Annotated in this window: 20 protein-coding genes; 6 read left to right on the forward strand and 14 right to left on the reverse strand. The window is 71.6% G+C overall.

The genetic code is table 11. The features are described from left to right. The first annotated feature begins 70 nt into the window (after positions 1–70). The gene (locus tag OG299_RS06555; RefSeq protein ID WP_266635564.1) at positions 71–709 is read left to right on the forward strand and encodes a sigma-70 family RNA polymerase sigma factor; all 639 of its coding nucleotides are present in this window, start codon (positions 71–73) and stop codon (positions 707–709) included. Positions 710–757: 48 nt separating this feature from the next. Here OG299_RS06555 and OG299_RS06560 read toward each other — a convergent pair whose 3' ends face one another. Further along, positions 758–2,305: a hypothetical protein gene (locus OG299_RS06560; protein WP_327360853.1), complete on the reverse strand. Its 1,548-nt coding sequence runs from the start codon at positions 2,303–2,305 to the stop codon at positions 758–760. Between the two features lie 270 nt (positions 2,306–2,575). Here OG299_RS06560 and OG299_RS06565 point away from each other — a divergent pair, with 270 nt between their 5' ends. Next, on the forward strand, positions 2,576–6,481 hold the full coding sequence (locus tag OG299_RS06565; protein WP_327360854.1) for a Pls/PosA family non-ribosomal peptide synthetase: 3,906 nt from the start codon (positions 2,576–2,578) through the stop codon (positions 6,479–6,481). Positions 6,482–6,518: 37 nt separating this feature from the next. Further along, a complete protein-coding gene (locus OG299_RS06570) occupies positions 6,519–7,925 on the forward strand; it encodes a M1 family metallopeptidase (protein ID WP_266635561.1) in 1,407 nt (468 codons plus the stop codon). Positions 7,926–7,985: 60 nt separating this feature from the next. Here the strand turns inward: OG299_RS06570 and OG299_RS06575 are convergent, their stop codons facing one another. The 9 genes from OG299_RS06575 to OG299_RS06615 all read right to left on the reverse strand — a co-directional run bounded on the left by OG299_RS06575 (position 7,986) and on the right by OG299_RS06615 (position 15,261). Continuing rightward, positions 7,986–8,453, reverse strand: a complete 468-nt coding sequence (locus OG299_RS06575) for a VOC family protein (protein ID WP_266635560.1) — start codon at positions 8,451–8,453, stop codon at positions 7,986–7,988. A 22-nt stretch (positions 8,454–8,475) separates the two neighbouring features. Next, positions 8,476–9,540 (reverse strand): pyridoxal phosphate-dependent aminotransferase, encoded by a 1,065-nt coding sequence (locus OG299_RS06580; RefSeq protein ID WP_327360855.1) that lies wholly within the window; start codon positions 9,538–9,540, stop codon positions 8,476–8,478. Continuing rightward, complete coding sequence (locus OG299_RS06585; protein ID WP_266635556.1) at positions 9,537–9,917, reverse strand: cupin domain-containing protein; 381 nt, start codon at positions 9,915–9,917, stop codon at positions 9,537–9,539. The genes OG299_RS06580 and OG299_RS06585 overlap by 4 nt, the downstream gene beginning before the upstream one ends. After that, positions 9,914–10,951: a class I SAM-dependent methyltransferase gene (locus tag OG299_RS06590; RefSeq protein ID WP_266635555.1), complete on the reverse strand. Its 1,038-nt coding sequence runs from the start codon at positions 10,949–10,951 to the stop codon at positions 9,914–9,916. The genes OG299_RS06585 and OG299_RS06590 overlap by 4 nt, the downstream gene beginning before the upstream one ends. Before the next feature lie 67 nt (positions 10,952–11,018). Continuing rightward, a complete protein-coding gene (locus tag OG299_RS06595) occupies positions 11,019–12,146 on the reverse strand; it encodes an NAD(P)/FAD-dependent oxidoreductase (RefSeq protein ID WP_266635554.1) in 1,128 nt (375 codons plus the stop codon). Next, a complete protein-coding gene (locus OG299_RS06600; RefSeq protein ID WP_327360856.1) occupies positions 12,139–13,104 on the reverse strand; it encodes a cucumopine synthase-related protein in 966 nt (321 codons plus the stop codon). The genes OG299_RS06595 and OG299_RS06600 overlap by 8 nt, the downstream gene beginning before the upstream one ends. A 296-nt stretch (positions 13,105–13,400) precedes the next feature. Further along, complete coding sequence (locus OG299_RS06605) at positions 13,401–14,504, reverse strand: NAD(P)/FAD-dependent oxidoreductase (protein ID WP_266635551.1); 1,104 nt, start codon at positions 14,502–14,504, stop codon at positions 13,401–13,403. A 245-nt stretch (positions 14,505–14,749) separates the two neighbouring features. Then, positions 14,750–15,094 (reverse strand): VOC family protein, encoded by a 345-nt coding sequence (locus tag OG299_RS06610; protein WP_266635549.1) that lies wholly within the window; start codon positions 15,092–15,094, stop codon positions 14,750–14,752. Next, complete coding sequence (locus OG299_RS06615; protein ID WP_030301855.1) at positions 15,091–15,261, reverse strand: ribbon-helix-helix domain-containing protein; 171 nt, start codon at positions 15,259–15,261, stop codon at positions 15,091–15,093. Before OG299_RS06615 ends, OG299_RS06610 begins: the two co-directional genes overlap by 4 nt. A 79-nt stretch (positions 15,262–15,340) precedes the next feature. Here OG299_RS06615 and OG299_RS06620 point away from each other — a divergent pair, with 79 nt between their 5' ends. Further along, complete coding sequence (locus tag OG299_RS06620; protein ID WP_327360857.1) at positions 15,341–16,912, forward strand: MFS transporter; 1,572 nt, start codon at positions 15,341–15,343, stop codon at positions 16,910–16,912. A gap of 97 nt (positions 16,913–17,009) precedes the next feature. On the opposite strand, the gene OG299_RS06625 is transcribed toward OG299_RS06620, so the two are convergent. After that, positions 17,010–17,417, reverse strand: coding sequence for a hypothetical protein (locus OG299_RS06625; RefSeq protein ID WP_327360858.1), 408 nt, complete (start codon positions 17,415–17,417; stop codon positions 17,010–17,012). Positions 17,418–17,423: 6 nt separating this feature from the next. Between OG299_RS06625 and OG299_RS06630 the strand changes: the two genes are divergently transcribed. Further along, positions 17,424–18,167 carry an amidohydrolase family protein gene (locus OG299_RS06630; RefSeq protein ID WP_327360859.1) on the forward strand — a complete coding sequence of 248 codons (744 nt, stop codon included), beginning with the start codon at positions 17,424–17,426 and terminating at the stop codon, positions 18,165–18,167. Here the strand turns inward: OG299_RS06630 and OG299_RS06635 are convergent. Together OG299_RS06635 and OG299_RS06640 are read right to left on the reverse strand one after the other, a co-directional pair. After that, positions 18,164–18,724 (reverse strand): hypothetical protein, encoded by a 561-nt coding sequence (locus tag OG299_RS06635; protein WP_327360861.1) that lies wholly within the window; start codon positions 18,722–18,724, stop codon positions 18,164–18,166. The two genes, OG299_RS06630 and OG299_RS06635, sit on opposite strands and share 4 nt — an antisense overlap. Before the next feature lie 134 nt (positions 18,725–18,858). Next, positions 18,859–20,412, reverse strand: coding sequence for a hypothetical protein (locus tag OG299_RS06640; protein ID WP_327360862.1), 1,554 nt, complete (start codon positions 20,410–20,412; stop codon positions 18,859–18,861). Between the two features lie 249 nt (positions 20,413–20,661). Between OG299_RS06640 and OG299_RS06645 the strand changes: the two genes are divergently transcribed. Next, a complete protein-coding gene (locus OG299_RS06645) occupies positions 20,662–22,143 on the forward strand; it encodes a glycoside hydrolase family 15 protein (RefSeq protein WP_327360863.1) in 1,482 nt (493 codons plus the stop codon). Positions 22,144–22,173: 30 nt separating this feature from the next. Here the strand turns inward: OG299_RS06645 and OG299_RS06650 are convergent, their stop codons facing one another. Then, complete coding sequence (locus tag OG299_RS06650; RefSeq protein WP_266635534.1) at positions 22,174–22,689, reverse strand: hypothetical protein; 516 nt, start codon at positions 22,687–22,689, stop codon at positions 22,174–22,176. Between the last annotated feature and the right edge of the window lie 12 nt (positions 22,690–22,701).

A 22,701-nucleotide genomic window follows, 5' to 3' on the forward strand; every position in this document is an offset into this window, starting at 1 on the left:
GCCCGCCTCGCCCCGCAGCGCGTGCGCGGTGCCGGCTCCGGATCCCGGATTCCCAGAAGGACATCAGGCGATGACCCCTGCCCTGCATCCCCGTCCGACCGCCGCCGAGACGGCGACGGCGCCCGCCCGCCGCACGGGCGGTGCGGACGAGCCGACCACCCTGCTGGCGCTCGCCGCGCGCGACGGCGACCCCGACGCGGTGGACCGCTTCGTGCGCGCCCTGCAGCGCGACGTCCGGCGCTACGTGGCGTACCTCAGCGCCGACCCGCAGGCGGCGGACGACCTGACGCAGGAGACGTTCCTGCGCGCCCTCGGCAGCCTGCACCGCTTCGAGGGCCGCTCCTCCGCCCGCACCTGGCTGTTGTCCATCGCCCGGCGCACCGTCATCGACAGCCTCCGCCACAAGGCGGCCCGTCCCAGGATCTCGGACCGGGACGACTGGCAGACCGCCGCCGAACGGACGCAGCCCCGCGGCCTGCCCGGGTTCGAGGACGGGATCGCCCTCGCCGATCTGCTGGGCACGATCCCCGCCGAACGCCGTGACGTCTTCGTCCTCACGCAGATCCTGGGGCTCCCCTACGCCGAGGCGGCGACCGCCCTCGGCTGCCCGATCGGCACGATCCGCTCCCGGGTGGCCCGCGCCCGTACGTCGCTCATGGAGCTCCTCGCGGACGCCGAAACACCGGCCCTGGCGGCCACGGCCGCCTGACCGCCACCGGCCGGGGCAGGGACCCTGCCCCGGCCCGACCGCCCGCCCCTATCCGCCCTTCAGCCGGCGGACGACCTCGTCGGACACGCGCCGCTGCAGGTCGGCGAGTTGCTCGGGGGTGTACGCGGTCAGGTCGCCCGGGGCCCCGGGGCCGCCCGCGCCCTGCTCCTTCTGTTTCTGTTTCTCCTGCTCCCTGCGCTGGAGTTCCTGTTCCTCCGGCGAGCCGGGGGCCGCGTACGCGCACCGGATGAGCGCTCCGTCGGCGGCCTTCAGGCAGGTCGCCTCGCGCCCGCCCACCTGGCCCCTGCCCTCCACCCGGTAGCGGATGTCCTGCTCGCTGCCGACCGTGGCCGTCCAGGTGCTGCCGCCGGTGGGGACGACCTCGAAGACCCTGTCGTCGTTGTAGCAGCAGACGTCCCGGTACTCGGCCTTGATGAGCGCGACGAGCGCTTTCGGGGAGGACCAGGTCGGACTGAGCCGGTGGACGGTCATCGGGGCGAGCCCGGCGCCCTGATGGCGGGTCGGCACGGTGGACACGGCCACCACCGAGCTGGCCTCCCCCTGCGGGGTGAGGGGGGTGACGTACGCGCTGTTCCCGGTCGCGTCGCGGTACTGGAGGGTGAACTCCGACTCGTTGCCCTCGTTGGCGCCGTCCTCGGACGCGTCCCAGCCACTGCGTTCGAACCACCAGTCGCTGAAGCTGCCGACCGCGGCCGTTCCCTCGCGCTGCCGGGCCGCGAGGCTCAGCGGATAGGACGGGCCGGGTACCGCGGCCGTGTCGTCGGTGAGGGTGAGCTTCCCGGTCCGCCCGTTGTAGAGCGCGACCCCGGCGGGCCGTTCGGTCACCACCAGGATCCCGGTCTGGCGCTTGAGGGGGACGACCACGATCGGGGTGTCGCCCGAGCAGGTCACGTAGGCGTCGTCGGCCTCGAAGCGCAGCCAGCGCTTCTGCGCCGATATCTTCCGGCCGAGGTTGTGGGTGAACCAGCCGCCGATCCGCGCGTCCGCCCTCTCCACGTCGAACGAACAGCGCTGCCGGCTGCGGCTGCTGCCGCCGAGCGCAATGTCCTGCACCAGGCCGACCTCGTAGCCGGACAGCCAGCCCCGCCGTTCGACCAGGGTCGCGAACCGGTTCGAGTCGGGCAGGTACGTGATGTCGGAGATCTCGCCGGTGACATCGCCGAGGTGCGGCGCGGCCTGCGCCTTTCCGACCACGTACGGTGCCCGGGCCGCCAGCTCCGGCACCGGCTCGGCCACGATCTGCACGTTCTGCATGTACGCGCGATCCTGGAGGTAGGAGCCGTACACCAGCCACCAGATCGCGATGCCCAGCCCCAGGATGCCGGCCAGCCATCCGAGGGTCAGCGTCGCGCCCCCGCTCCCCCGGCCCGCACCGCCCGGCCCGTCCCGCTTTCCGCGGAGCACCTTCACCACCAGCCACAGCAGGGTGACGAGGGCGGCGGCCAGCAGCGGCGCAGCCAGCCACGAAAGGATCTTCCGGAGTTCCCACACCATGATCGTGGTGGCGTACGAAGCCCACCAGAAGAACAGTCCCAGAAGAAGGACGGGTATCCCCACCCGCAGTGCCCGGCCCATCAGCGCCCCCCCGACGTCGACCCGCTCGATTCGTTCGACCGCGTACCCCGCGTGTGTACCCCGCACCGGAGTCGGCCAGTCACTCGGCGCATCCGTCACGGGCGCCACCGCCATACCGTCCCTTCTCCGCCACCCGCAAGGCTTCAGCGGGAAAATCCTTGATGACGCACTAGACTGGCCGGTTGTTTGGCGCTGGACCGGAACAACCCGGGCAAACCTGGGCTCCGCCGGCGACCCGGACCTTCTTCCGGGACCGAGACGCGAGGGCCGATGGCAGCCACACCTGAGCGCGGTGAGATGACCCTGCTCGACGACGGGGACCTGCACGACGAGTCCGGCAAATCCGCCCGGTTCTGCGCCGGACCCGCCGCCCCGACGCGCACCCTCGTGGACATCTTCGAGGCCTCCGTACGAGCCTGCCCCGACGAGCTCGCCCTGGACGACGGCACCACCCGGCTGACCTACCGGGCGCTGGCCGTCGAGGTCGAACGCCGCAGGCGCGCCCTCGAGGCCGCCGGCGTGGGCCTCGGCGACCGGGTGGGCGTACGCGTGCCCTCCGGGACCAACGAGCTGTACTCGGCCATCCTCGCCGTGCTCGCCGCCGGCGCGGCCTACGTGCCGGTCGATGCCGAGGACCCGGACGAGCGGGCCGAGCTGGTCTTCGGCGAGGCCGGGGTGCGGGCGGTGCTCGGCGCCGGAGGGCGCATCGACGCCACCGGCCTCGCGGACGCCGCCGTGTCCGCCGCGCGGCCCGGCCCCGAGCACGATGCGTGGATCATCTTCACCTCCGGCTCCACCGGCAAGCCCAAGGGCGTCGCCGTCAGCCACCGCAGCGCCGCCGCGTTCGTGGACGCCGAGGCCGCGCTGTTCCTCACCGACGAGCCGATCGGCCCCGGCGACCGGGTCATGGCCGGCCTGTCCGTCGCCTTCGACGCCTCCTGCGAGGAGATGTGGCTGGCCTGGCGCTACGGCGCCTGCCTCGTACCCGTCCCGCGCTCCCAGGTGCGCAGCGGCGCCGACCTCGGCCCCTGGCTGGTGGAGCAGGAGATCACCGTGGTCTCCACCGTGCCGACCCTGGCCGCGCTGTGGGAGCCGGAGACCCTCAACGAGGTCCGGCTGCTGATCTTCGGCGGCGAGGCCTGCCCGCCCGAGCTGACCCAGCGCCTGGTCACCGAGGGCCGCGAGGTCTGGAACACGTACGGCCCCACCGAGGCCACCGTCGTCGCCTGCGCCTCGCTCCTGACCGGGGAGGAGCCGATCCGGATCGGCCTCCCGCTGAACGGCTGGGAACTGGCCGTGGTCGACGAGTCCGGCGAGCCGGTGCCGATGGGCGGCAGCGGCCAGCTCGTGATCGGCGGCGTCGGCCTGGCCCGCTACCTCGACCCCGAGAAGGACGCGGAGAAGTACGCCCCGCTGCAATCCCTCGGCTGGGAGCGCGCCTACCGCAGCGGCGACCTGGTGCGCGCGGAACCCGAGGGCCTGGTCTTCCTCGGCCGCGGCGACGAGCAGATCAAGCTCGGCGGCCGCCGGATCGAGCTGGGCGAGGTGGACGCCGCGCTCCAGGCCCTGCCGGGCGTCGCCGGAGCGGCCGCGGCCGTCCGTACGGCGCGCAGCGGCAACCAGCTGCTCGTCGGCTACCTGGTCGCCCAGGAGGGCTGGGACCACGCGGCGGCCGTCGAGCGCCTGCGCGCCGAGCTGCCCGCAGCCCTCGTACCCCTGCTCGCACCGGTCGACGAGCTGCCCACCCGCACCTCCGGCAAGGTGGACCGCGACGCGCTGCCCTGGCCGCTGCCCGAGCTGGAGACCACGGGCCCGGCGGAGCACCTGTACGGCACCGAGGCCTGGCTCGCCGAGCAGTGGAGCGAGACCCTCGGCGTGGCCGTCACGAGCGCCGCCGACGACTTCTTCGCGATCGGCGGCAGCAGCCTCGCCGCCGCGCAGCTCACCACCCGGCTGCGCACCCGCTACCCGCGGGCGGCCGTCCTCGACATCTACCAGCAGCCCGTCCTGCGCAAGCTGGCCCGGCGGCTGGAGAAGTCCGTACGGGACGACGACGCGGCCCGGACCGTCGCGCCCGTTCCGCTGCGGTCCAAGGTGGTGCAGTCGCTCCTGCTGCTGCCGCTGTTCACCCTGGTCGGTCTGCGCTGGAGCGTGGCGCTGCTGGCGCTGGGCAACGCACTGCACTGGTTCGGGGCGTATCCGTGGGCGCCGACCGCCTCGTGGTGGTTCGTCGTCCCCGGTGCGGCGCTGCTCTTCAGCCCGCCAGGCCGGCTCGCGATCGCGGCCGGCGGCGCGCGGCTGCTGCTGCGCGGGGTGAAGGCGGGGCGCCACCCGCGCGGTGGAAGCGTGCACCTGAGGCTGTGGACGGCCGAGCGGCTGGCCGAGTACGTCGGCGCGACCTCGCTCACCGGCTCCTGGCTGGAGCGGTACGCGCGGGCGCTCGGCGCCAAGGTCGGCCCCGAGGTGGACCTGCACTCGCTGCCGCCCGTGACGGGCATGCTCAAGCTCGGCCGCGGCTGCGCCGTGGAGTCCGAGGTGGACCTGTGCGGGCACTGGCTGGACGGCGACCGGCTGGAGATCGGCCCGGTCAAGGTCGGCGCGGGTGCGGTGGTCGGCACCCGCAGCTTGCTGTTCCCCGGTGCGCGGGTCGGCAAGCGGGCCGAGGTGGCCCCCGGCTCCGCCGTGGTCGGGCAGATTCCGACCGGGCAGCGCTGGGCCGGCGCGCCCGCCGTGAAGCTCGGCAGGGCCAAGCGGAACTGGCCCAAGGAGCGCCCGCCGCGCGGGCTCCCCTGGCGGGCCGCCTACGGGGCGGCGGGCTTCGGCCTCACGGCCCTTCCCGTGCTCTCCACCCTGCCCGCGCTGCTCGTGGTGAGCCGGTTCGTGCCCGCCGACGCCGGGCTGGTGGAGGCACTGCGCGGAGCCCTGCTCGCCGTGGTGCCCGGGGCGCTCGCGTACGGGTTCACGTACGCGCTGCTCCTGCTGGTCTCCGTACGCCTGCTCAGCCTCGGGCTGCGCACCGGGACCCATCCGACGCACAGCCGGGTCGGCTGGCAGGCCTGGACCGTCACGCAGCTCATGGACCTGTCCCGGGAGACGCTCTTCCCGCTGTACGCCGGGCTGATCACCCCGGTGTGGCTGCGGCTGCTCGGCATGAAGATCGGCCGGGGCGCGGAGGTGTCCACCGTGCTCGCGCTGCCGAGCCTCACCACGGTCGGCGAAGGCGCGTTCCTCGCCGACGACACCCTGACCGCGCCCTACGAGCTGGGCGGCGGCTGGATGCGGATCGGCCACTCCGAGATCGGCCGCCGGGCGTTCCTCGGCAACTCCGGCATGACCGCGCCGGGCCGCAGCGTGCCGGACGACGGGCTGGTCGGCGTGCTGTCGGCGACCCCGAAGAAGGCCAAGAAGGGCAGTTCGTACCTGGGCCTGCCGCCCGTGCGGCTGCCGCGGTCCGCCGCCGACGCCGACCAGAGCCGGACGTACGACCCGCCCGCGCGGCTGCTGTGGGCGCGCGGACTGGTGGAGCTGTGCCGACTCGTCCCGGTGTTCTGCTCGGCCGCGCTGGCCGTCCTGACCGTGGCGGCGCTCTGCGCGCTCAGCACGGCGAGCGGGCTCGGCACCGGGGAGGCCGCGCTGCTGTCCGGAGCGGTCCTGCTGACCGCCGGTCTGGCCGCGGGCGCAGTGTCCGTGGCCGCGAAGTGGCTGCTGGTGGGCCGGCACCGGGCGGGCGAGCACCCGCTGTGGAGCAGCTTCGTGTGGCGCAACGAGCTGGCCGACACCTTCGTCGAGGTGCTGGCCGTGCCGTGGCTGGCCGGAGCGGTTCCCGGTACGCCGCTGCTGAACCTGTGGCTGCGCGGGCTCGGGGCGCGGATCGGCCGGGGCGTGTGGTGCGAGAGCTACTGGCTGCCCGAGACGGACCTGGTGGTGCTGGGCGATGCGGTCAGCGTGAACCGCGGCTGCGTGTTGCAGACGCACCTCTTCCACGACCGGATCTTGAGGACGGATACTGTGGTCCTCCGTGAGGGTGCCACCCTGGGCCCGGGCGGAATCGTCCTGCCCGGAAGCACGGTCGGGGCTCACAGCACACTGGGTCCGGCCTCTCTCGTGATGGCCGGGGAATCCGTCCCCGCCGACACGCGTTGGCTGGGCAACCCGATCGAGGCATGGCGGACCTGACAAGGGCCCGGGCACAGCGCAGGGAGCGGAAGCGGCAATGAGCGGCCAGAGAACAGCGGCATCGGACCCGTATTTCCCGGACAACGGAGACTCCCGTTACCGCGTGCACCGGTACGAACTCGCTCTGGAGTACCGTCCCGGCCCCAACCGGCTGGCCGGGACGGCCCGGCTCAGTGCGATCGCCGGACGGGCGCCGCTCACCGAGTTCCAACTGAACCTGGCCGAGTTCAAGATAGGCCGGATGCTGGTGAACGGCCGGGCGCCGCACTACACCCACCGGGGCGGGAAGCTGCGCATCCGGCCGGCCAAGCCGCTGCCCGCCGGCGCCGCCTTCACGGTGGAGGTGCACTGGGCGGGCAATCCGAAGCCGGTCCGCAGCCCCTGGGGCGGGCTCGGCTGGGAGGAGCTGAGCGACGGCGCGCTGGTCGCCAGCCAGCCGGTCGGCGCGCCCTCCTGGTACCCGTGCAACGACCGGCCCGCGGACAAGGCCTCGTACCAGATCTCGATCAACACCCCGTCCGCCTACACGGTGGTGGCCGGCGGGCGGCTGCTCACCCGGACCACCCGGGCCAGCACGACCACGTGGGTGTACGAGCAGTCCGCGCCGACCTCCAGCTACCTGGTCGGGCTGTCCATCGGCGTGTACCAGACGGTGCTGCTCGGCGACCCCGGGCTCGGCGGTGTTCCGCAGAGCGCCCACGTGCCGGCGCACCTGCTGCCGCAGTTCTCCCGCGACTTCGCCCGGCAGCCCGCCATGATGCAGCTGTTCGAGGAACTGTTCGGGCCCTACCCCTTCGGCGAGTACGCGGTGGTCATCGCCGACGAGGAACTCGACGTGCCGGTGGAAGCCCAGGGACTGTCCCTGTTCGGCGCCAACCACGTGGACGGCGGCCGCGGTTCGGAGCGCCTCGTCGCCCACGAGCTCGCGCACCAGTGGTTCGGCAACAGCGTGAGCATCGCCGACTGGCGGCACATCTGGCTGAACGAGGGCTTCGCGAAGTACGCCGAGTGGCTCTGGTCGGAGCGCTCCGGCGGCCGCACCGCGCATGCGCTGGCGGCCGCCGCGCACCGGCTGCTGGCCTCGCAGCCGCAGGACCTGCGGCTGGTCGACCCCGGCCGCAAGCTGATGTTCGACGACCGTCTGTACCAGCGCGGCGGTCTGGTCGTGCACGCGATCCGCTGCGCCCTGGGCGACGCCGCGTTCTTCCGCATGCTGCGCGACTGGCCCACCGTGCACCGCCACGGTGTGGTGACCACCGCGGGCTTCACCCAGCACGTGGCCCGCTATACGGGCGAGTCGCTGGACGACCTGTTCTCGGCCTGGCTGTACGAGCCGGCCCTCCCGCCGCTGCCCTCGCCGCCCGCGCGGCTGACGACACCGGCGAAGCCCGCGTACCCGCCCACGAACGGCGAGCCCGCGCGCCGCGGACGGACCTCCGCCTGACACGGGTTTGGCCCTGCACCGCGGTTGCGGCGCAGGGCCGGTTCGCCCCGTAGCTGCCGGTCAGCCGGCTGCCTTGCGCATGTGCGCCGCGGCGCGCTGCTCGAACTCGTCCGGGGACACGTCCTCGATGTGGGTGGCTATCGTCCACCGGTGGCCGAACGGGTCGAGTACCTGCCCCGCCCGGTCGCCGAAGAAGTGGTCCTGGACCTCTCGCTGCTGCTTCGCCCCGGCCCGCAGGGCGCGGGCGAAGGTGGCGTCGACGTCCTCGACGAACAGGTACAGCGTGACCGGGGTACCGCCGACGGAGTGGGGGCCGAGCAGGCCGGCTTCCCGCAGCTCGTCGGACAGCATCACGATCGTGCCGCCGATCTGGATCTGGGCGTGCATGATCTTGCCGTTGGGAGCGGTGGAACGGGCCAGCTCCTTCGCACCGAAGGCTTCGGTGTAGAAGGCGATCGCCTCGCTCGCCCCGTCGACGGACAGGTACGCCGTCAGCTCCGCGTACCCGTCCGGGATTGCTTTGACCATTCTGGACCTCCGTGATCTTCGATTACTTGCGGGCGTTGAGCTGGTCGAGTGCGTCGAGGAAGCTGCGCAACTCCTCCTCGGTGCCGAGCGATACGCGCAGGTGGCCGGGAAATCCGAACAGGCCGGTGTCCCGTACGAGAATCCCGAACTCCTTGGCGAGGGCGTCCTGGGCCTCCCGAGAGGCGTCGACCCGGACGGCGACGAAGTTCGTCACCGACGGGAGGTACCGGTACCCGCGCCGCTCCAGCTCCGCGGTGAACCACGCCCGCCGCTGCGCGGTGCCCTCGCGGACCTCGCCGAGGAACTGCTGGTCGGCGAGCGCGGCCAGTGCTCCGGCCTGTGCGACCCGGTTGACGCTGAACGGAAGGACGTTCAGGGTCCGGCGGATTTCGGCGATGAGATCGGCCCGGCCGACGGCATAGCCGATCCGCAGGGCCGCCAGCCCGTACGCCTTGGAGAAGGTGCGCAGCGCCACCACCGGGGCGTCCCGGTCGAGGAAGTCCCTCGTCTGGGGCAGGCCCTGATCGCTGAACTCCTGGTACGCCTCGTCGAAGACCAGAGGTACCCCGCCGGCCTGCGCCGCGTCGATCAGAGTGGCGTACGCCTCCTCCGGAAGTGCGGTTCCGGACGGGTTGTGTGGATTGCACACGTATCCGATGCCGTGCTCCGGCAGGGCGTTCGCGAACTCCTTGACGTCGAGGGCGCCGTCCCGCAAGGGGAGGGCCACGGACCCCCGGCCGGTGCGTTCCAGGGATTCCGGGTAGCCGGGGAACGTGCCGGCCGCGACCAGACCGGGCCGCGAGAGGTCACCGAGCGTCAACGCGGTCGCCAGCACCAGCTCGTCGCTGCCGTTGGCCACGGCGATCTGGTCCTCCGACACGCCCCAGTGCACGGCGAGGGCCTTGACAAGGGCCTCCCGCTGCGGTGCGGGATAGCGGTTGACCCGTTCCAGTGCTCCGGCCGCCGCGGTGACGGCCGCCGGGCTCGCCCCGTAGGGGCTCTCGCTCAGGTGCAGCCGCACCATCGTGTCCGCATCCGGCACGCTGGTGTTGTAGACCTTCGGCTCCGGCCGCGCGGGCGCACTCACAGCTGGGATCCCAACAGGATCCCGAAGCAGTAACTCCCCACCGCCGCCTCCTTGGTGACGAAGCAGTGCTCGCTGCCCGCCGGGATGCGCATCACTGCCGGCGAGGTCAGTTCGTGAAGGACCCCGTCGAGATGGACCTCGATGCGCGCCTGGCCGGGGAGCGGCGAGACGAGGAAGTAGATCTCGTCGACCTCGTGGGTGTGCGGTGCGGCCACCGGCTTGTCCACGAGCGTGCTGAGCTCACCGCCCGCGATCTGCACCGGCATGCCGCCGAACATGTCCGCCGTGAGGTAGAAGGGCGCGGGCTGGTGGTGCCCCGCCACCGCGAGCGGAATGGGAAGGGCGGAGACGATTTCGGGGGTGGCCGTGCGGCTCACGCTGCCTCCAGCACGAAGAGATAGGTGTGCGGCGCACCGAAGGGCACCGCGCGTCGGAGATGCATGCCTCCCTTGTCGAAGAGTTCCTGGTACTGCTCGAGCGTGTAGATGGGGACGCCCATCAGTGCGTGGGCCAGTTCGAAGCCGCTGGAGAACACAGGCAGGGTGCTCTCCCCGCCCCGCGGGCGCACCGTGGTGTCGCCGAGCAGGAACGTGTTGGCCTTGGGGAAGGACGCACGCAGCCGGGGAATCACCTCGTCGCGGCGGGTCGGGTCGACCAGCAGGTCGTGCAGGAACATGAAGCTCATCACGACGTCGGCTTCGTCGGCGCCGTCGATCCGCTGCCCGTTGAACAGGATGTCGAGTACGTCCGCGCACACGGGCTCGACGGTGCCCTTGAGGCCGTACCGGTCGACGGTGTCGGCCCCGAGCTCGGTGGCGGACTTGCTGATGTCGATACCGAGTCCGCGGCTTCCGGGGCGGGCCTGGACCAGCCGGGAGACCCGCTCGCTGACGCCGGCGCCGAGGTCGACGAGCGTCGTGAAGTCGAGCCTGGAGATCTCCTCGTCCAGGATGTGCCGCATGAGGGCGGTGTCCGCCTGCGCCGAGCCGAGGGCCACCATCCCCTCGTCGCGGTGGAGGTCGACGCCGAAGCGGCGGTCCCCGCGGGCGACGGCGGCGGCGTTCGCGAAGACGTCGTGGTAACCGCCGACGCCCCAGGTGAAGAAGCCCAGCTTCTGGCGGGCCTCCTCACCGGTCCGGGTCGCCCGGACGCGGTCGCCGTGCACCTCCAGGTATCCGAAGGACTCCGCGGCGCGGATCAGGGAGCGGAAGACGGCCTCGTCCAGGCCGTTCTCCCGGCAGAACGGGGCCACGTCGGCGGAGCCGTCGTCCTGCAGTGTGCGCAGCAGCCCAAGGCGCTCCAGCGCGTGCAGCACGTGCGCGCAGATGAAGCCGTTGAAGGCGGTGTCGGGGTTCAGTGGCGTCGGCGCCTCGCCTAGCCATTGTGCGGTCGATGTGTCTACCGGCGGCATCGTCTACACCTCTCGGGAATGCGGCGGGCGGGCCGTGGGAGCGCCGCCCGCCGCGAGACTGACCTGGTCAGAAGGCCTCGAGCCGGGCCAGGTTGACGCCCAGCGAGTACGGGGTGAGGTCGACGCCCGGCGGCCGGCCCTGGTAGAGGTCGCGGATGATCTGGCCGGCGAGGGGCGCCTGCGCCAGTCCGTGACCGGTGAAGCCGGCGGCGTAGAGGATCCGCTCATGCTGACCAGTGCCCTTGCCGATGATGGCCGACTTCGTAGGCGTGACGTCCAGGCTTCCGGTCCACGCGCTGTAGAGCTTGACGCCCTCCAGCTGCGGGTACCACTTCGGCAGCTCGTCGACGGCCGCCTGGTACCAGATGTCCCGCAGCCCGTCCTGCTTGGAGATGCGCTCCAGGCCGACGAGGAAGGCCTTGCCCATGCCCATCGTCTTCAGCCCGGACACGGGGTGGAAGGTGAACGGGGAGTTGTGCACGTCGCGGTCGGTGCGGATCGCGTCGGTGTGCAGCAGTTCGGCGAACTGCCCCCACACCGGCAGGTCCAGGCCGGTCAGCTTGGCGACGTCGCCGCTCCACGGTCCGGCCGCGATGACGATCGCGTCCGCGGTGAAGTCACCCGCCGTCGTGTTGACCACGCCGCTCTCGCCGTCCAGGCCGGTCACGGCGACGTTGGAGAACAGCCGGGCGCCGTGCTGCCTGGCGCCCTCGGCGTACCCCTGGACGATCAGCTCGGGCTTGATGCGGTAGGTGTCCGGGTTCCAGACCGCGGCCTCGATGGTGTCGGGGTCCAGCCAGGGGTTGAGCTCGACCGCCTGGGCGGCGGTGAGCATTTCCACCGTCGCTCCGGCCTCGCGGTGGTCCGCGAGGTCCGCCTCGAGCTCGGCCGCCTGCTGCGGGCTGGTCAGCACCGTCAGCAGCCCGAGGTTCTGCAGCCCGACGTCGACGCCCATGGCCGCGGAGAACTGCTTGTACTCGGCGAGGCTGCGCGTCGCCATCTCGGAGTCGTGCGGCTTGCGGGGGAAATAGGTACGGAATGCGCGCGCGGTCTGGGACGTGGTCGCGGCACCGAACTGGTTCTTTTCCACGAGGACGACGTCGATGCCCGCCTTGGCCGCGTGGTAGGCGATGGAAGTGCCGATCACCCCTCCGCCGATGACCAGCATTTCCGCCGTGTTCTTCTGCTCAGACATTCGTGCTCCTCGCAACGTTCGGACGGTAGGTCCAGTCGTCTCCCGTGAGATCCCACGGGAACAGCTGCAGATTCCATGCACCGAGGGCGTTGACGTACGTGGCCATCTGCGCCATCAGAGCGACGAATTCTTCCCGGGTGGTGATGACGTCGAGTGCGGCGACCACCTCCTTGGTGATGTCCCAGAGGGTGTTCATTCCGCAGTAGCCCAGGAACTCGGTGGGCTTCACCAGCAGGATCTTGGCCAGCTCGACCAGCGACGGGAACGGCATGTCGATCTTCCGGCCGGCCCGCACCAGGGTGCTGTAGTTCACGTAGCCGAGCGGCCGCGTCTCGCCGTTCACGGCGACGAGGGTGGTCAGGACCGAGTTCTTCGTCCCGGCTCCGGAGGTGCCCCGGGACTTGCCCTCGTGGATGTCCAGCAGTTCGTCCGTCGGGTCGACCAGCACCCGCTCGGTCTCCGCGGCGATCTTCTCGATCAGCTCGCGGACCAGCTCGGACTCGGCGGCGAGCCGCTGCACGCCCTGGCCGGCCGGCCCGTCCACCCGCCGTACGTGGGCGATCACGGGCACACCGTTGCCGTGGACGGATTCCCAGACCAGCTGACCGATCTTCGGCAGCAGGTCGACGTCCTCGGGCACGACGTGCCCGATCGGCGAGGTCGGCATCGGCTCGGTGAGCTCGCCGTACTTGATGGTCAGGTGCTGCACGGGGGAAAGGAACACCGTGCCATTGGGCTGGATCTTGCGATTCACCTTGCAATCCGGAACCGCGTGCAGCAAGTCGTGCGCCGGCGGTACGTGGTACATGCAGTCGCCGGCCACAAGCGCATGCCCCTGAAGGGTCGTGTACGGCAATGCCGCCCACAACGGCTCCACCAGTTCTGCATTGCGCCCCTCGAGGAGGGTGACGCGAACCTTGGCGCCGATCGGCTCCCAGGAGATCTCGATTTGCCGCATTGTGCTCCTACCTCAAATCGGGGTTGGAATACGAGCGACGGCCACGCTGCCGTCGCAAATCGAATATACGAATGGCGACATTCGATCGGCCGACAGGGGGCGCTTTTCTGTCACATTGCCGATTCCCTGTCACTTCGCACGTCCCGGCCGATTCTCGGGAATTCGGAATTCCGATTCCAGAAATGCGGAATTCATGGATTCGCGTGAAAAACACATGGCCGCCGCACTGTGGACAGTGCGGCGGCCATGGGGGAGAGCCCGGGCCGGCAACGGCGCGGGGGTGAAGTCCGGGCGGGTTACGCCCCGTTGCGGGCGAGCGAGAACGGCGTGATGTCGACGCCGGGGTGGCGGCCGAGGTGGAGGTCCCGAATGATCTTGCCGGTGGCGGGGGCCTGGCCGAGTTCGTGGCCGGTGAAGCCGGTGGCGAAGAGGATCCGTTCGTGGCGGCCGCCCGCCCGGCCGATGAGGGCGCTCCTGGAGGGCGTGATGTCGAGGGTTCCGGTCCAGGCGCTGTGCAGCGTGACGTCCCGCAGTCGCGGGTACCGCTGCGCCACCTCGTCCATGGCCGCCTCGTGCCAGATGTCCCGCATGCCCGGCTGCCGGGAGAAACGCTCGAGGCCCACCAGGAAGGACGGCCCCATCCCCATCGTCTTCAGTCCGGCAGCGGGGTGGAAGGTGAACGGCGATGCGACGTCGCCGTCGCCCACCGGGTCGGTGTGGAACAGCTCGGCGAACTGGCCCCACACCGGGAGCTCGAAGCCGGCCAGCGCGGCGATGTCACCGCTGCCGTGCTCGTCCGCGAGGACGATCGCCTCCGCGGTGAAATCGCCCGCCGTGGTGGCGACGTGGCCGGTGGACGCGTCCAGCCCGGTCACGGTGGCGCCGCTGACCAGGCGCGCGCCGTGCTTCTGTGCGCCCTCGGTGTAGCCCCGGAGCACCTCGTCCGCCCTGAGGCGGATCATCTGCGGGCACCAGACCGCCGCTTCGACGCCGGCCGGATCCAGCCAGGGATTGCGCTCGACGGCCTGCGCCGCGGTCAGCAGCTCCAGTTGCACCCCGGCCTCGCGCTGGTCGGGCACCTCCGCCAGCAGCTCGTCCGCCTCGTCCGCGGTGGCCGCCACCACGAGCATCCCGGTCTCCGTCACCTCGAGATCGGCGCCCGTGGTGGCGCCGAACGAACGGAAATCGGCCAGGCTGCGCGCCACCAGTTCGGAGTCGTACACGCGCCCGGGAAAATAGGTGCGAAATGCGCCGGCGGTCTGTGTCGCGGTGGCGCCGGGCTGATCCCGTCCCAGCACGACGACGTCAACGCCCGCTTCCGCGCAGTGGTGGGCGACGGACATCGCGATCACCCCGGTACCGATGACCAGCAATTCCGCCGTGTTCTTCTGCTCAGACATCCGCAATCTCCGTAACGTGGCCTGCCCGCGTCGGCCCGGAATTCGAACAGCCGGGTATGCCGAGTGGTGGTGTGGCCGACGGAGTGCAGCATGGAAGCCGGTACGCAGCCGTACGGGGAAAAATGGCGCGGGTCTGTCAGGTCAACGGGGCGGCCCGCCCCCGAGTTGACGAAAAGTCCGCCTCTTCGTCGGCTGCTGCGCCGAAGAGGCGGACCATGTGGCACATGAGGACAGCTGCCCCGCACCTACTTCTTGAGCGGCGCCTGGAGGCTCCAGACGCGCCCGTCGGGGTCGCGCACCTTCATTTCCTGCGTTCCGTAGTGGGTCTCCTCGAACGGCGCGACCACCTCGACGGACGGGTCGACCGCGAACTCGCCGGCGTCCCCGACCCGCAGCACGACCTGGAAGTCGGGCTTCTGGTCCTCGGGGATCTCGGCGAGCAGCAGGTAGGGGCCGTCCCCGTTGCGGAGCATCCCCGAGCCTTCCTCGGTCGCGAACTCGACGTTGTAGCCCAGCGACTGGAAGAACTTGGCCGCCTTGCCCCAGTTATGGGTCTCGAGGTACACGCCTTCGACACCTTCGGTGCTCATGCCTGCTTTCCTTTCCGCGGTTCCTGCTCGTGGACGGCGAGATACGTGCGCAACGCCTCGGCAACCAGGGCCGAGAGCGACGACTCGTTCTCGATTGCATGGTGCTTGATCTGCCGGATGAGTTCCACCGGCAAGTAGACGTTGAACTGCTTTACTTCTGCACGCATACTAGGATGCTAGCATCCGTCCGCTCGTTCAACTAGGGCTGATCGAACAAGAGTTACGAACCGAGGAGGGCTCTCAACAATGAAACGCCAATGGTGGACGCTGCTGGTGGTGTGCGCCGCCACGTTCATGCTGCTGCTGGACGTCACGATCGTGGCGGTCGCGCTCCCCGACATCCAGCACTCGCTGGACGCGAGCTTCAGCGGCCTGCAATGGACAACGGATGCCTATGCGTTAAGCCTGGCGGCGCTCCTGCTCACCTCGGGCTCCCTGGCCGACCTGTACGGCAGGCGGCGCCTGTTCGTCATCGGGCTGGCGGTCTTCACCGCGGGATCGCTGCTGTGCGGCGTCGCGCAGGACCAGCTGATGCTGATCCTGTCCCGCGCGGTGCAGGGAATCGGCGGCGCGATCCTGTTCGCCACCTCCCTGGCGCTGCTCGCCGGCACGTTCCAGGGCAGGGAGCGGGGTTCGGCCTTCGGCATCTGGGGTGCCGTCGCGGGTGTCGCCACCGCGCTCGGCCCGGTGCTCGGCGGTGTGATCACCAGCGGGATCAGCTGGCGCGGCATCTTCCTCGTGAACCTGCCGATCGGCATCGCCGCGATCTTCATCACCCTCCGGCTGGTGGACGAGTCCCGTCCGCCGCGCGCCTCCAAGATCGACTGGCTGGGCATCGTGCCGCTCACCGCGGGCCTGTTCAGCCTGGTGTACGCCCTGATCAGGGCGAGCGACACGGCATGGGGCGAGCAGGGCGTGCTGATCTGCTTCGGCCTGGCCGCGGTGTTCCTCGTGGCGTTCGCGGTGATCGAATCGCGCGTGTCCGAGCCGATGTTCGACCTGAAGCTGCTGCGCACCCCGACCTTCCTCGGCGGCTCGATCGCCGCCTTCGCGATGAACGCCTCGCTGTTCGCGATGTTCATCTACCTCGTGCTGTACCTGCAGAACGACCTCGGCTACAGCGCGATGGGCACCGGCGTCCGCCTCCTGGTCAGCTCCGGCTGCACGCTCGTCGCCGCCATGGCGGCGGGCCGCCTCATGAGCAAGGTCCCGACCCGGTGGCTGATCGGCCCCGGCCTGGTCATCGTAGGGATCGGCCTCCTGCTCATGACGGGCGTCTCCGCCGACTCCGACTGGACCCACCTCATCCCGGGGTTCATCGTCACGGGCATCGGGGCCGGCATGGTCAACCCGCCGCTGGCCTCGACCGCGATCGGTGTCGTCCCGGTGTGGCGCGCCGGAATGGCCTCCGGTGTGAACCAGACCTTCCGGCAGGTGGGCATCGCCGTCGGCATCGCCGTGTACGGCTCGCTCTTCACCGCCTCGCTGCACGACGCCCTGCGGGAGCGGCTCTCGAGTGTCCCCGCGCTGCAGGGGCAGAGCGACCAGATCGCGGACTCCATCCGCATGGGCTCCCCCGGGCAGGCGATCGCCTCGGCCCCGGCGGAGTTGCGGGGACAGGTGGAGCAGGCGGTCCAGGCCGGCTTCGCGACGTCGATGAACGACCTGCTGGTCGTCAGCGGCATCGTGGCGCTGGTGGGCGGCGTCCTGGCGTTCGCCCTCATCCGCAGCAAGGACTTCGTCGCCCCCCAGGGCGGCCCCGGCCAGCCGGCCCGGCCGCCCCAGGCCCAGACCACGCAGGCCCCGCAACCGAGCTGACCAACCCCGGCGCCCGTCAGTACCCGGCCCCGCACGCCGGCACTGACGGGCCGCCGCGGCCATCAACGCGTCGAGCGGGGCAGGTGCCGCGGCCGGATCAGGCTCGGCGTGCAGGGCCCGGGAAGTGGGCGCGGGCCGCGGGAAGGTACAGCGGGACCGCGACGGCTGCCGTGAGCAGGTCGGGGAGGGTGGCCAGGACCGACCAGGCGTCGGGCCACAGCCCGTCCGTGCCGAGGTCGGTGGCCGCGAAGACCAGGGATGCGACGCCGGCGATGCCGAGGACCGTACGGGCCCAGCGGCGGCCCGCCCGCATCTTCACCCCCACGGCCAGCCAGCCGGCCAGGACCACGATCAGGACCCCTCCCGACACGGCGAGTTGGCGGGCGGCTCCGCCGGCACCGTCGGTGGCGGTCAGGTCGTCCAGGCCGGTGGGTTCGACCACGAGCGAGCCCAGCACCCACACCGCGGTGCCCGACTGGCCCTTGCCGTGCGGGAGGCGTTCCATCGAGGGGTGAGCCCTCTGCGCATCGACGTGCACGCCCACCTGTGGACCGCGCAGTACCTCGACCGCCTCGAGCGGCTTGGGAAGGCCGATACGGGTACCCAGCGCGGGATCGGCGCCGACGCCACCGAGGCCGATCTGGAGCGCCGGTTCGCTCTGATGGACCGGGCGGGCATCGACCTCCAGGTGCTCTCCGTGGCACCGCAGTCCCCGCACCTGGCGAGGGAGTCCGACGCCGTGGCGGTCGCCCGTACGGCGAACGAGGCGTACGCGGAGCTGGTGGCCCGCCACCCCGGACGCTTCCGGGCCTTCGCCGCGCTGCCCCTCCCCCACGTCGACGCGGCGCTGCGCGAGATCGCCCACGCCTTCGACGACCTCGGCGCGGTCGGGGCCGGCGTGACCACGACCGTGCTCGGCCGCACCCTCGACGATCCGCTCTTCCGCCCCGTCTACGAGGAGCTCGACCGGCGCGGCGCCGTCCTGAGCATCCACCCGGCCGGCGAGGGGGCCGGCAGCCCGCTGATCACCGAGCACGGCATGACCTGGATGGTGGGAGCACCGGTCGAGGACACGGTGGCCCTCATGCACCTGATCCTCGCGGGCATCCCCGCACGCCATCCGGGGATGCGGATCCTGGACGGGGAGGTCTTCCTGCGGGCCGTGGACTATGTCCGCGACGCCGGGCTCACCCGGGAGGAGGCCGCGATGATCCTCGACACCAATGCGGCCGGCCTGCTCGGCCTGACGGCCTAGACCGGGCAGGGGCGGTACTCGAGGCCGAGTTCGCGGTCGACGGCGTAACTGGTGCGCATCGAGGCGTCGATGACCTGCTGCCAGGAGCCGTACTTGGCGTAGAGCTGGTCCGCGGTGGGGCCGAGGGGGTTGCCGTACTTGGCGGTGTTCCGCTCCTCCAGGATGCGGACCTCCTCCGGGGTCATGCCGGCCCGGGTGATCGCCTTGGCCTGGTTGCGCATGTCGACCAGCTCCCGGGCGATCTCCTCGTCGGTGGCCCCGGCCGCGCGCATGTCGGCCTCCGTACGGTGCATGTCCTCGAGGAGCCCGTGGTAGCTCATCCGGGTCCGCTGGGCCTCGACCTTCTCGTCCATCGGCAGGACGCGGATGCGGCACACGACGGGGTCGGTGCTGGGGCACGGATCGTCGGCGGGGACGGGGCGGGCGAGCGGCGCGGTGATGATCGAACCGCATGCTTCGGCCGCGCCGGCCACCGACGAGGAGGCGCTGGCCAGCAGCGCGACGGCAGCCACGAACGGCAGGAGGGCGCGGCGGGAGAAGGAGGGGGAAGGAGGCATGCCCGCATCCTGGCGACCCTGCCGTGCCCTGACACGCGGACACCCCGATGATCACTCCAACGGGTACCCCGGGGGTCGCTCGCCGACCGGTCCGCAACGGAGCACCGCCCGTCCGGCCTCCGCGGAACACGGGCTCAGAGGCGGTGGATCCGGTCGATGCCGTACCACTTCGAGACACAGGCGGCGACCCAGTCCCGCGTGTAGTCGGAGGTGTAGAAGGGCTCGGCCAGGCTCCCGACATACAAGGGCCGGTATCCGACATCGGCGGCGCCCTGCGCGGCCTGGCTCCGGATGCGGGAGTTCTGCGCGTCCCAGGCCGCGGCGCGGGTGACCGTGGCCGTGGTGAGCTGCTGGACGCTCGGGACCAGTACGGCCAGCGCGGCCAGCGCCAGGCCGCCCGCGGCCACGATGCCGGCCGACACGACCAGGGCGGAGGCGCCTCGGCGGGCCAGGAACCGGCCGGCCCACTCCCCCAGCAGAGCGCCGTAGGCGCACAGCGCCAGTTCCATCGGCACGAGGTAGTTCGTCCAGGTCCGGGCGTACGTCCACCCGCTCGGACCGTAGCCGCTGCGCAGGCCCAGCACCACGGCGAACGACCCCAGCACCACCACCGGCACGGGGAGCAGCAACACGGCGATCAGCATGTTCCGCGGGGCGGACCGGCGCCCTTTCCACCCCCGCGACCCGGGTGCACGCGCCCGCAGACCTGCTCCCCAGCCGAGGAGGACACCGACGGCGGCGGCTCCGAGGTACGCCCACTGGCCCGTGACGGCGTCCCACATGTGCAGCCAGTCCTCGAAGGTGCCCCTGAGTTCGCCCGCGGAGAGCACGGACTCCCGGTCCGGCTGTTGGGCACGGCGCCACCGGGCGCCGGGGGAGGTGTAGAGCACGATCAGACCGCAGGCGAGCCCGGAGCACCAGAGCGCGCACCAGGTGAACGGACGCCAGGTCTGCGCCAGTTTGAGGCGGGGCAGGGCCAGCAGGCCGACTCCGGCCGCGAGCAGACCGCTGACGAGTGCGAACGGCTCGCTCAGGGTGCCGAGCCCGAACGCGATGAGGAATGCAGCGGCGAAGCCGCCCGCACGCAGGGCGGCACGGGGTTGGCGCACGGTCCAGATGCCGAGCAGGAGCGCCCACACCCCGATGACGCTGGGAATGGTGTGGGAAATGGTCGCAGGAGCCCACAGCAATACCTGATAACTGCGCGTTCCGGCGTAGTAGATCAGCGCCTGGATGGCCAAGGAGCAGGCGAACAGGGTCAACACCTGGGGTTTTCCACCGAGGAGCCGGACGAACCGGCACCCGAGCAGAACCAGACCGAGCGTGAACGTGACGGCCATGACGGTCGGAAGGATCTTCACTCCGCCGAGTCCGCCGCCGTAGATGACGCCGCTCAGGAAGGCATTGGCGATCCGCCCGTTCTGGGTCGTGTAGAAGTCGGACGTGATGCCGAGGACTCCCAGATCACGGGATTTCCACGCGGCGCACCAGTCGTCCGACGTGGGCCGTACGTAGAGCCCGAGGAAGCACCCGACGGCCACCAGGGCACCGGCCGCCGCCACGAGGGTGCCGCCCGCGCCCAGCAAGAGCCTGCGGACGGACGGGCGACGGCGGCTTCCCCGCCCGTCCGCTCCGGGGGAATGCGTTCGACGGCCCTCGCCCTCGGACAGCAACGGAGCAGTGCTCATTCACCCATCCTTTGCGCGGGCCTGCGTCCCTGCCAGGGCTGCTACGCCATGCGATGACACGAGGTGGGTCGTGGCCCGTCGGTCACCCGAGCGGCGGGCATGTCGTGGCGGGCTCCGGAGCGGTCGGCCACGATGGGAATTCCGGAGTGCCGGGCACACGGAAATGCACGGAAGCACGGAAATGCACGGAAGCACGCAGACGCACGCAGACGCACGGAGACTCGCGGAAGCCCGACGGAGGGAGTGGCGATGCCTGCTGTCCGGCTCTTTCGCTGGGCGGTCGTCACCGCGTCCCTCGCGAGCGTCGCCCTTCCCGTGTGCGTCGCAGGAGCCCCGGCCGGCCGGCACACCGGCGAGGAACGGCCGGTGTTCCTGGTCAGGCCGCCGGGACACCACAGCCGTGGCGATGCCGAGGGCAGCTACGCGCCCCTGTCGGTGCTCGCCGCGCCCACGGTCGGCCTCCTCTCCAACACGACCGCCACCGAGGGCATCACCCGGGCCGTCGCGCAGGACGCGCGGTACGTCGAGCGGAGCAACGTACTGCGGCTTCCTTCCGGCCGGTGGAAGTACCTCCCCGTCGGCAGGACGGCGTCGGCCGTGGTGGCCCCCGACGATCCGACGGCCCGGCAGCAGATCGCGCAGAGCCGCGCCTGGCTGGCGGCCGGCCGGGTCCCGGGCAGCTCGCCCGCGCAGCGCGCGGCGGCCGAGCGGGCCCTGCTGACCATGCGTGCGCTGCTCCGGCCGAACGGTGCCATGGCGGCGGCGTGGACGCCGGGCTGGATGTACTCCTGGCCGCGCGACTCCAGCTTCGCCTCGGCCGCCTTCGCGCACACCGGCCATGACCCCGAGGCCTACCGGATCCTCCGCTACAGCGCCGCGACCCAGCGGAAGGACGGCACCTGGGACGCGCGGACGAAGCTCGACGGCTCCGGACCGCCGGACGGCAGGCGGTGGCAGCTCGACGCCAACGGCTGGGTCCCCTGGGCCACTTGGCAGTGGTACCAGACGGCGCCCCCCACCACCCGGCACGCCCGGCTGGCCGCCCTCTACCCGATGGTCCGCAAGGCGGCCGACCGCACGGCGGCCTCCCTGGCTGCGGACGGGCTGCCCCCGGCCTCCCCGGACTACTGGGAGCTGATGACGACCACGGCGAACATCGGTACGGCCGCCCCCTTGCTCGCCGGGCTCAACGCCTCCGCGGACCTCGCCCGGGAGATGAACCGTCCGGACGATGCGGCACGCTGGAGCGCTGCCGCCGGGCGGCTCTCGGCCGGGATATCGAAGAGGTTCGCTCCCCTCGGCTACCAGCGCACCGTCGACGGGCAGCACGGACACGACAGCGCGGTGGCGTTCATGGCGCCGCCCTTCAACGCGGCGCCGGCCGATCTGCCCCGGGCACTCGACACCACGTACAAGGCGCTGCTCCTGCCCAACGGGGGCCTCACGCCCGGAAACGATCCGACGGCGCCCTGGGGCGGGAACGCCTGGACGCCCAGTACCTCGTTCTTCGCCCTCGCATGGGCCGGGACGGGGAAGACGGCGAAGGCGAGGCAGGTCCTGGACTGGGTCCTCTCCCGGCGGAACTCGCTCGGGGAGCTGCCCGAGAAGGTGAACCGAGCGGGCAGGCCCTCGTCGGTCGCACCGCTGGCCTGGACGGGCTCGATCACCCTCCTGTCCCTCGTGGCACTCGACGGCAGGCCCCTCCCCACCCCGCCCTTGCGGTCCCGGTAGGTCCTGGCGTCCCGGGCTCCGGGCGCCGCCTCAGACCGGCTCGGTCCCGTCAGCCGGGGGCGGAGCGGTACGGAGGCTCTCCAGCTCGGCGAGAAGGCGCCCGTACGCGAGCCGCTCCGCCCGCACCGCCTGCCGGAACGGGAGGTAGTGCGGATCACGGCGTGCCAGGGCCTCCTGGGCGGCGGCGAGGCGGAGCTCCCTCGCTCCGGCCAGGTCGTCCATCGCTGCCACATATCCGCCGGCGAGCAGTTTGTGGTCGAGGACCTCGGCGAAGGCCCGCTCCGCGAGCACGCCGAGCCGGTCGAGTTCGTCCACGCAGCGCGCGGGGGCCGTCTCGGCGCAGCCCTCGTCCAGATCATGGGAAAGCGATCTCAGGGTCGCGCCGAGCTCCGGGTACTCCCAGGGGGGCGCGGTGTCGTTCCTGCATCCGGTCGCGAGGGCCGTGAGGGCTGTGAGGGCCGCGCAGGCGGCCACGGCGCGGACCGTTCCCGCTCCTCGGGGCAGGCGTATGCGGACGCGTCGGCACGAGAGGAAGAGAGGGGTCATGTGAGCCCCGAT

Origin of the sequence: Streptomyces sp. NBC_01296 (genome assembly GCF_035984415.1) — a bacterium.
Taxonomy (GTDB): domain Bacteria; phylum Actinomycetota; class Actinomycetes; order Streptomycetales; family Streptomycetaceae; genus Streptomyces.

What these genes read in the sequence shown, in the direction of transcription:
- OG299_RS06555 (WP_266635564.1), top strand. Translation starts at nt 71, where the DNA reads ATGACCCCTGCCCTGCATCCCCGTCCGACCGCCGCCGAGACGGCGACG.
- OG299_RS06560 (WP_327360853.1), bottom strand. Translation starts at nt 2,305, where the DNA reads ATGGGCCGGGCACTGCGGGTGGGGATACCCGTCCTTCTTCTGGGACTG.
- OG299_RS06565 (WP_327360854.1), top strand. Translation starts at nt 2,576, where the DNA reads ATGGCAGCCACACCTGAGCGCGGTGAGATGACCCTGCTCGACGACGGG.
- OG299_RS06570 (WP_266635561.1), top strand. Translation starts at nt 6,519, where the DNA reads ATGAGCGGCCAGAGAACAGCGGCATCGGACCCGTATTTCCCGGACAAC.
- OG299_RS06575 (WP_266635560.1), bottom strand. Translation starts at nt 8,453, where the DNA reads ATGGTCAAAGCAATCCCGGACGGGTACGCGGAGCTGACGGCGTACCTG.
- OG299_RS06590 (WP_266635555.1), bottom strand. Translation starts at nt 10,951, where the DNA reads ATGCCGCCGGTAGACACATCGACCGCACAATGGCTAGGCGAGGCGCCG.
- OG299_RS06595 (WP_266635554.1), bottom strand. Translation starts at nt 12,146, where the DNA reads ATGTCTGAGCAGAAGAACACGGCGGAAATGCTGGTCATCGGCGGAGGG.
- OG299_RS06600 (WP_327360856.1), bottom strand. Translation starts at nt 13,104, where the DNA reads ATGCGGCAAATCGAGATCTCCTGGGAGCCGATCGGCGCCAAGGTTCGC.
- OG299_RS06605 (WP_266635551.1), bottom strand. Translation starts at nt 14,504, where the DNA reads ATGTCTGAGCAGAAGAACACGGCGGAATTGCTGGTCATCGGTACCGGG.
- OG299_RS06610 (WP_266635549.1), bottom strand. Translation starts at nt 15,094, where the DNA reads ATGAGCACCGAAGGTGTCGAAGGCGTGTACCTCGAGACCCATAACTGG.
- OG299_RS06615 (WP_030301855.1), bottom strand. Translation starts at nt 15,261, where the DNA reads ATGCGTGCAGAAGTAAAGCAGTTCAACGTCTACTTGCCGGTGGAACTC.
- OG299_RS06620 (WP_327360857.1), top strand. Translation starts at nt 15,341, where the DNA reads ATGAAACGCCAATGGTGGACGCTGCTGGTGGTGTGCGCCGCCACGTTC.
- OG299_RS06625 (WP_327360858.1), bottom strand. Translation starts at nt 17,417, where the DNA reads ATGGAACGCCTCCCGCACGGCAAGGGCCAGTCGGGCACCGCGGTGTGG.
- OG299_RS06635 (WP_327360861.1), bottom strand. Translation starts at nt 18,724, where the DNA reads ATGCCTCCTTCCCCCTCCTTCTCCCGCCGCGCCCTCCTGCCGTTCGTG.
- OG299_RS06640 (WP_327360862.1), bottom strand. Translation starts at nt 20,412, where the DNA reads ATGAGCACTGCTCCGTTGCTGTCCGAGGGCGAGGGCCGTCGAACGCAT.
- OG299_RS06645 (WP_327360863.1), top strand. Translation starts at nt 20,662, where the DNA reads ATGCCTGCTGTCCGGCTCTTTCGCTGGGCGGTCGTCACCGCGTCCCTC.
- OG299_RS06650 (WP_266635534.1), bottom strand. Translation starts at nt 22,689, where the DNA reads ATGACCCCTCTCTTCCTCTCGTGCCGACGCGTCCGCATACGCCTGCCC.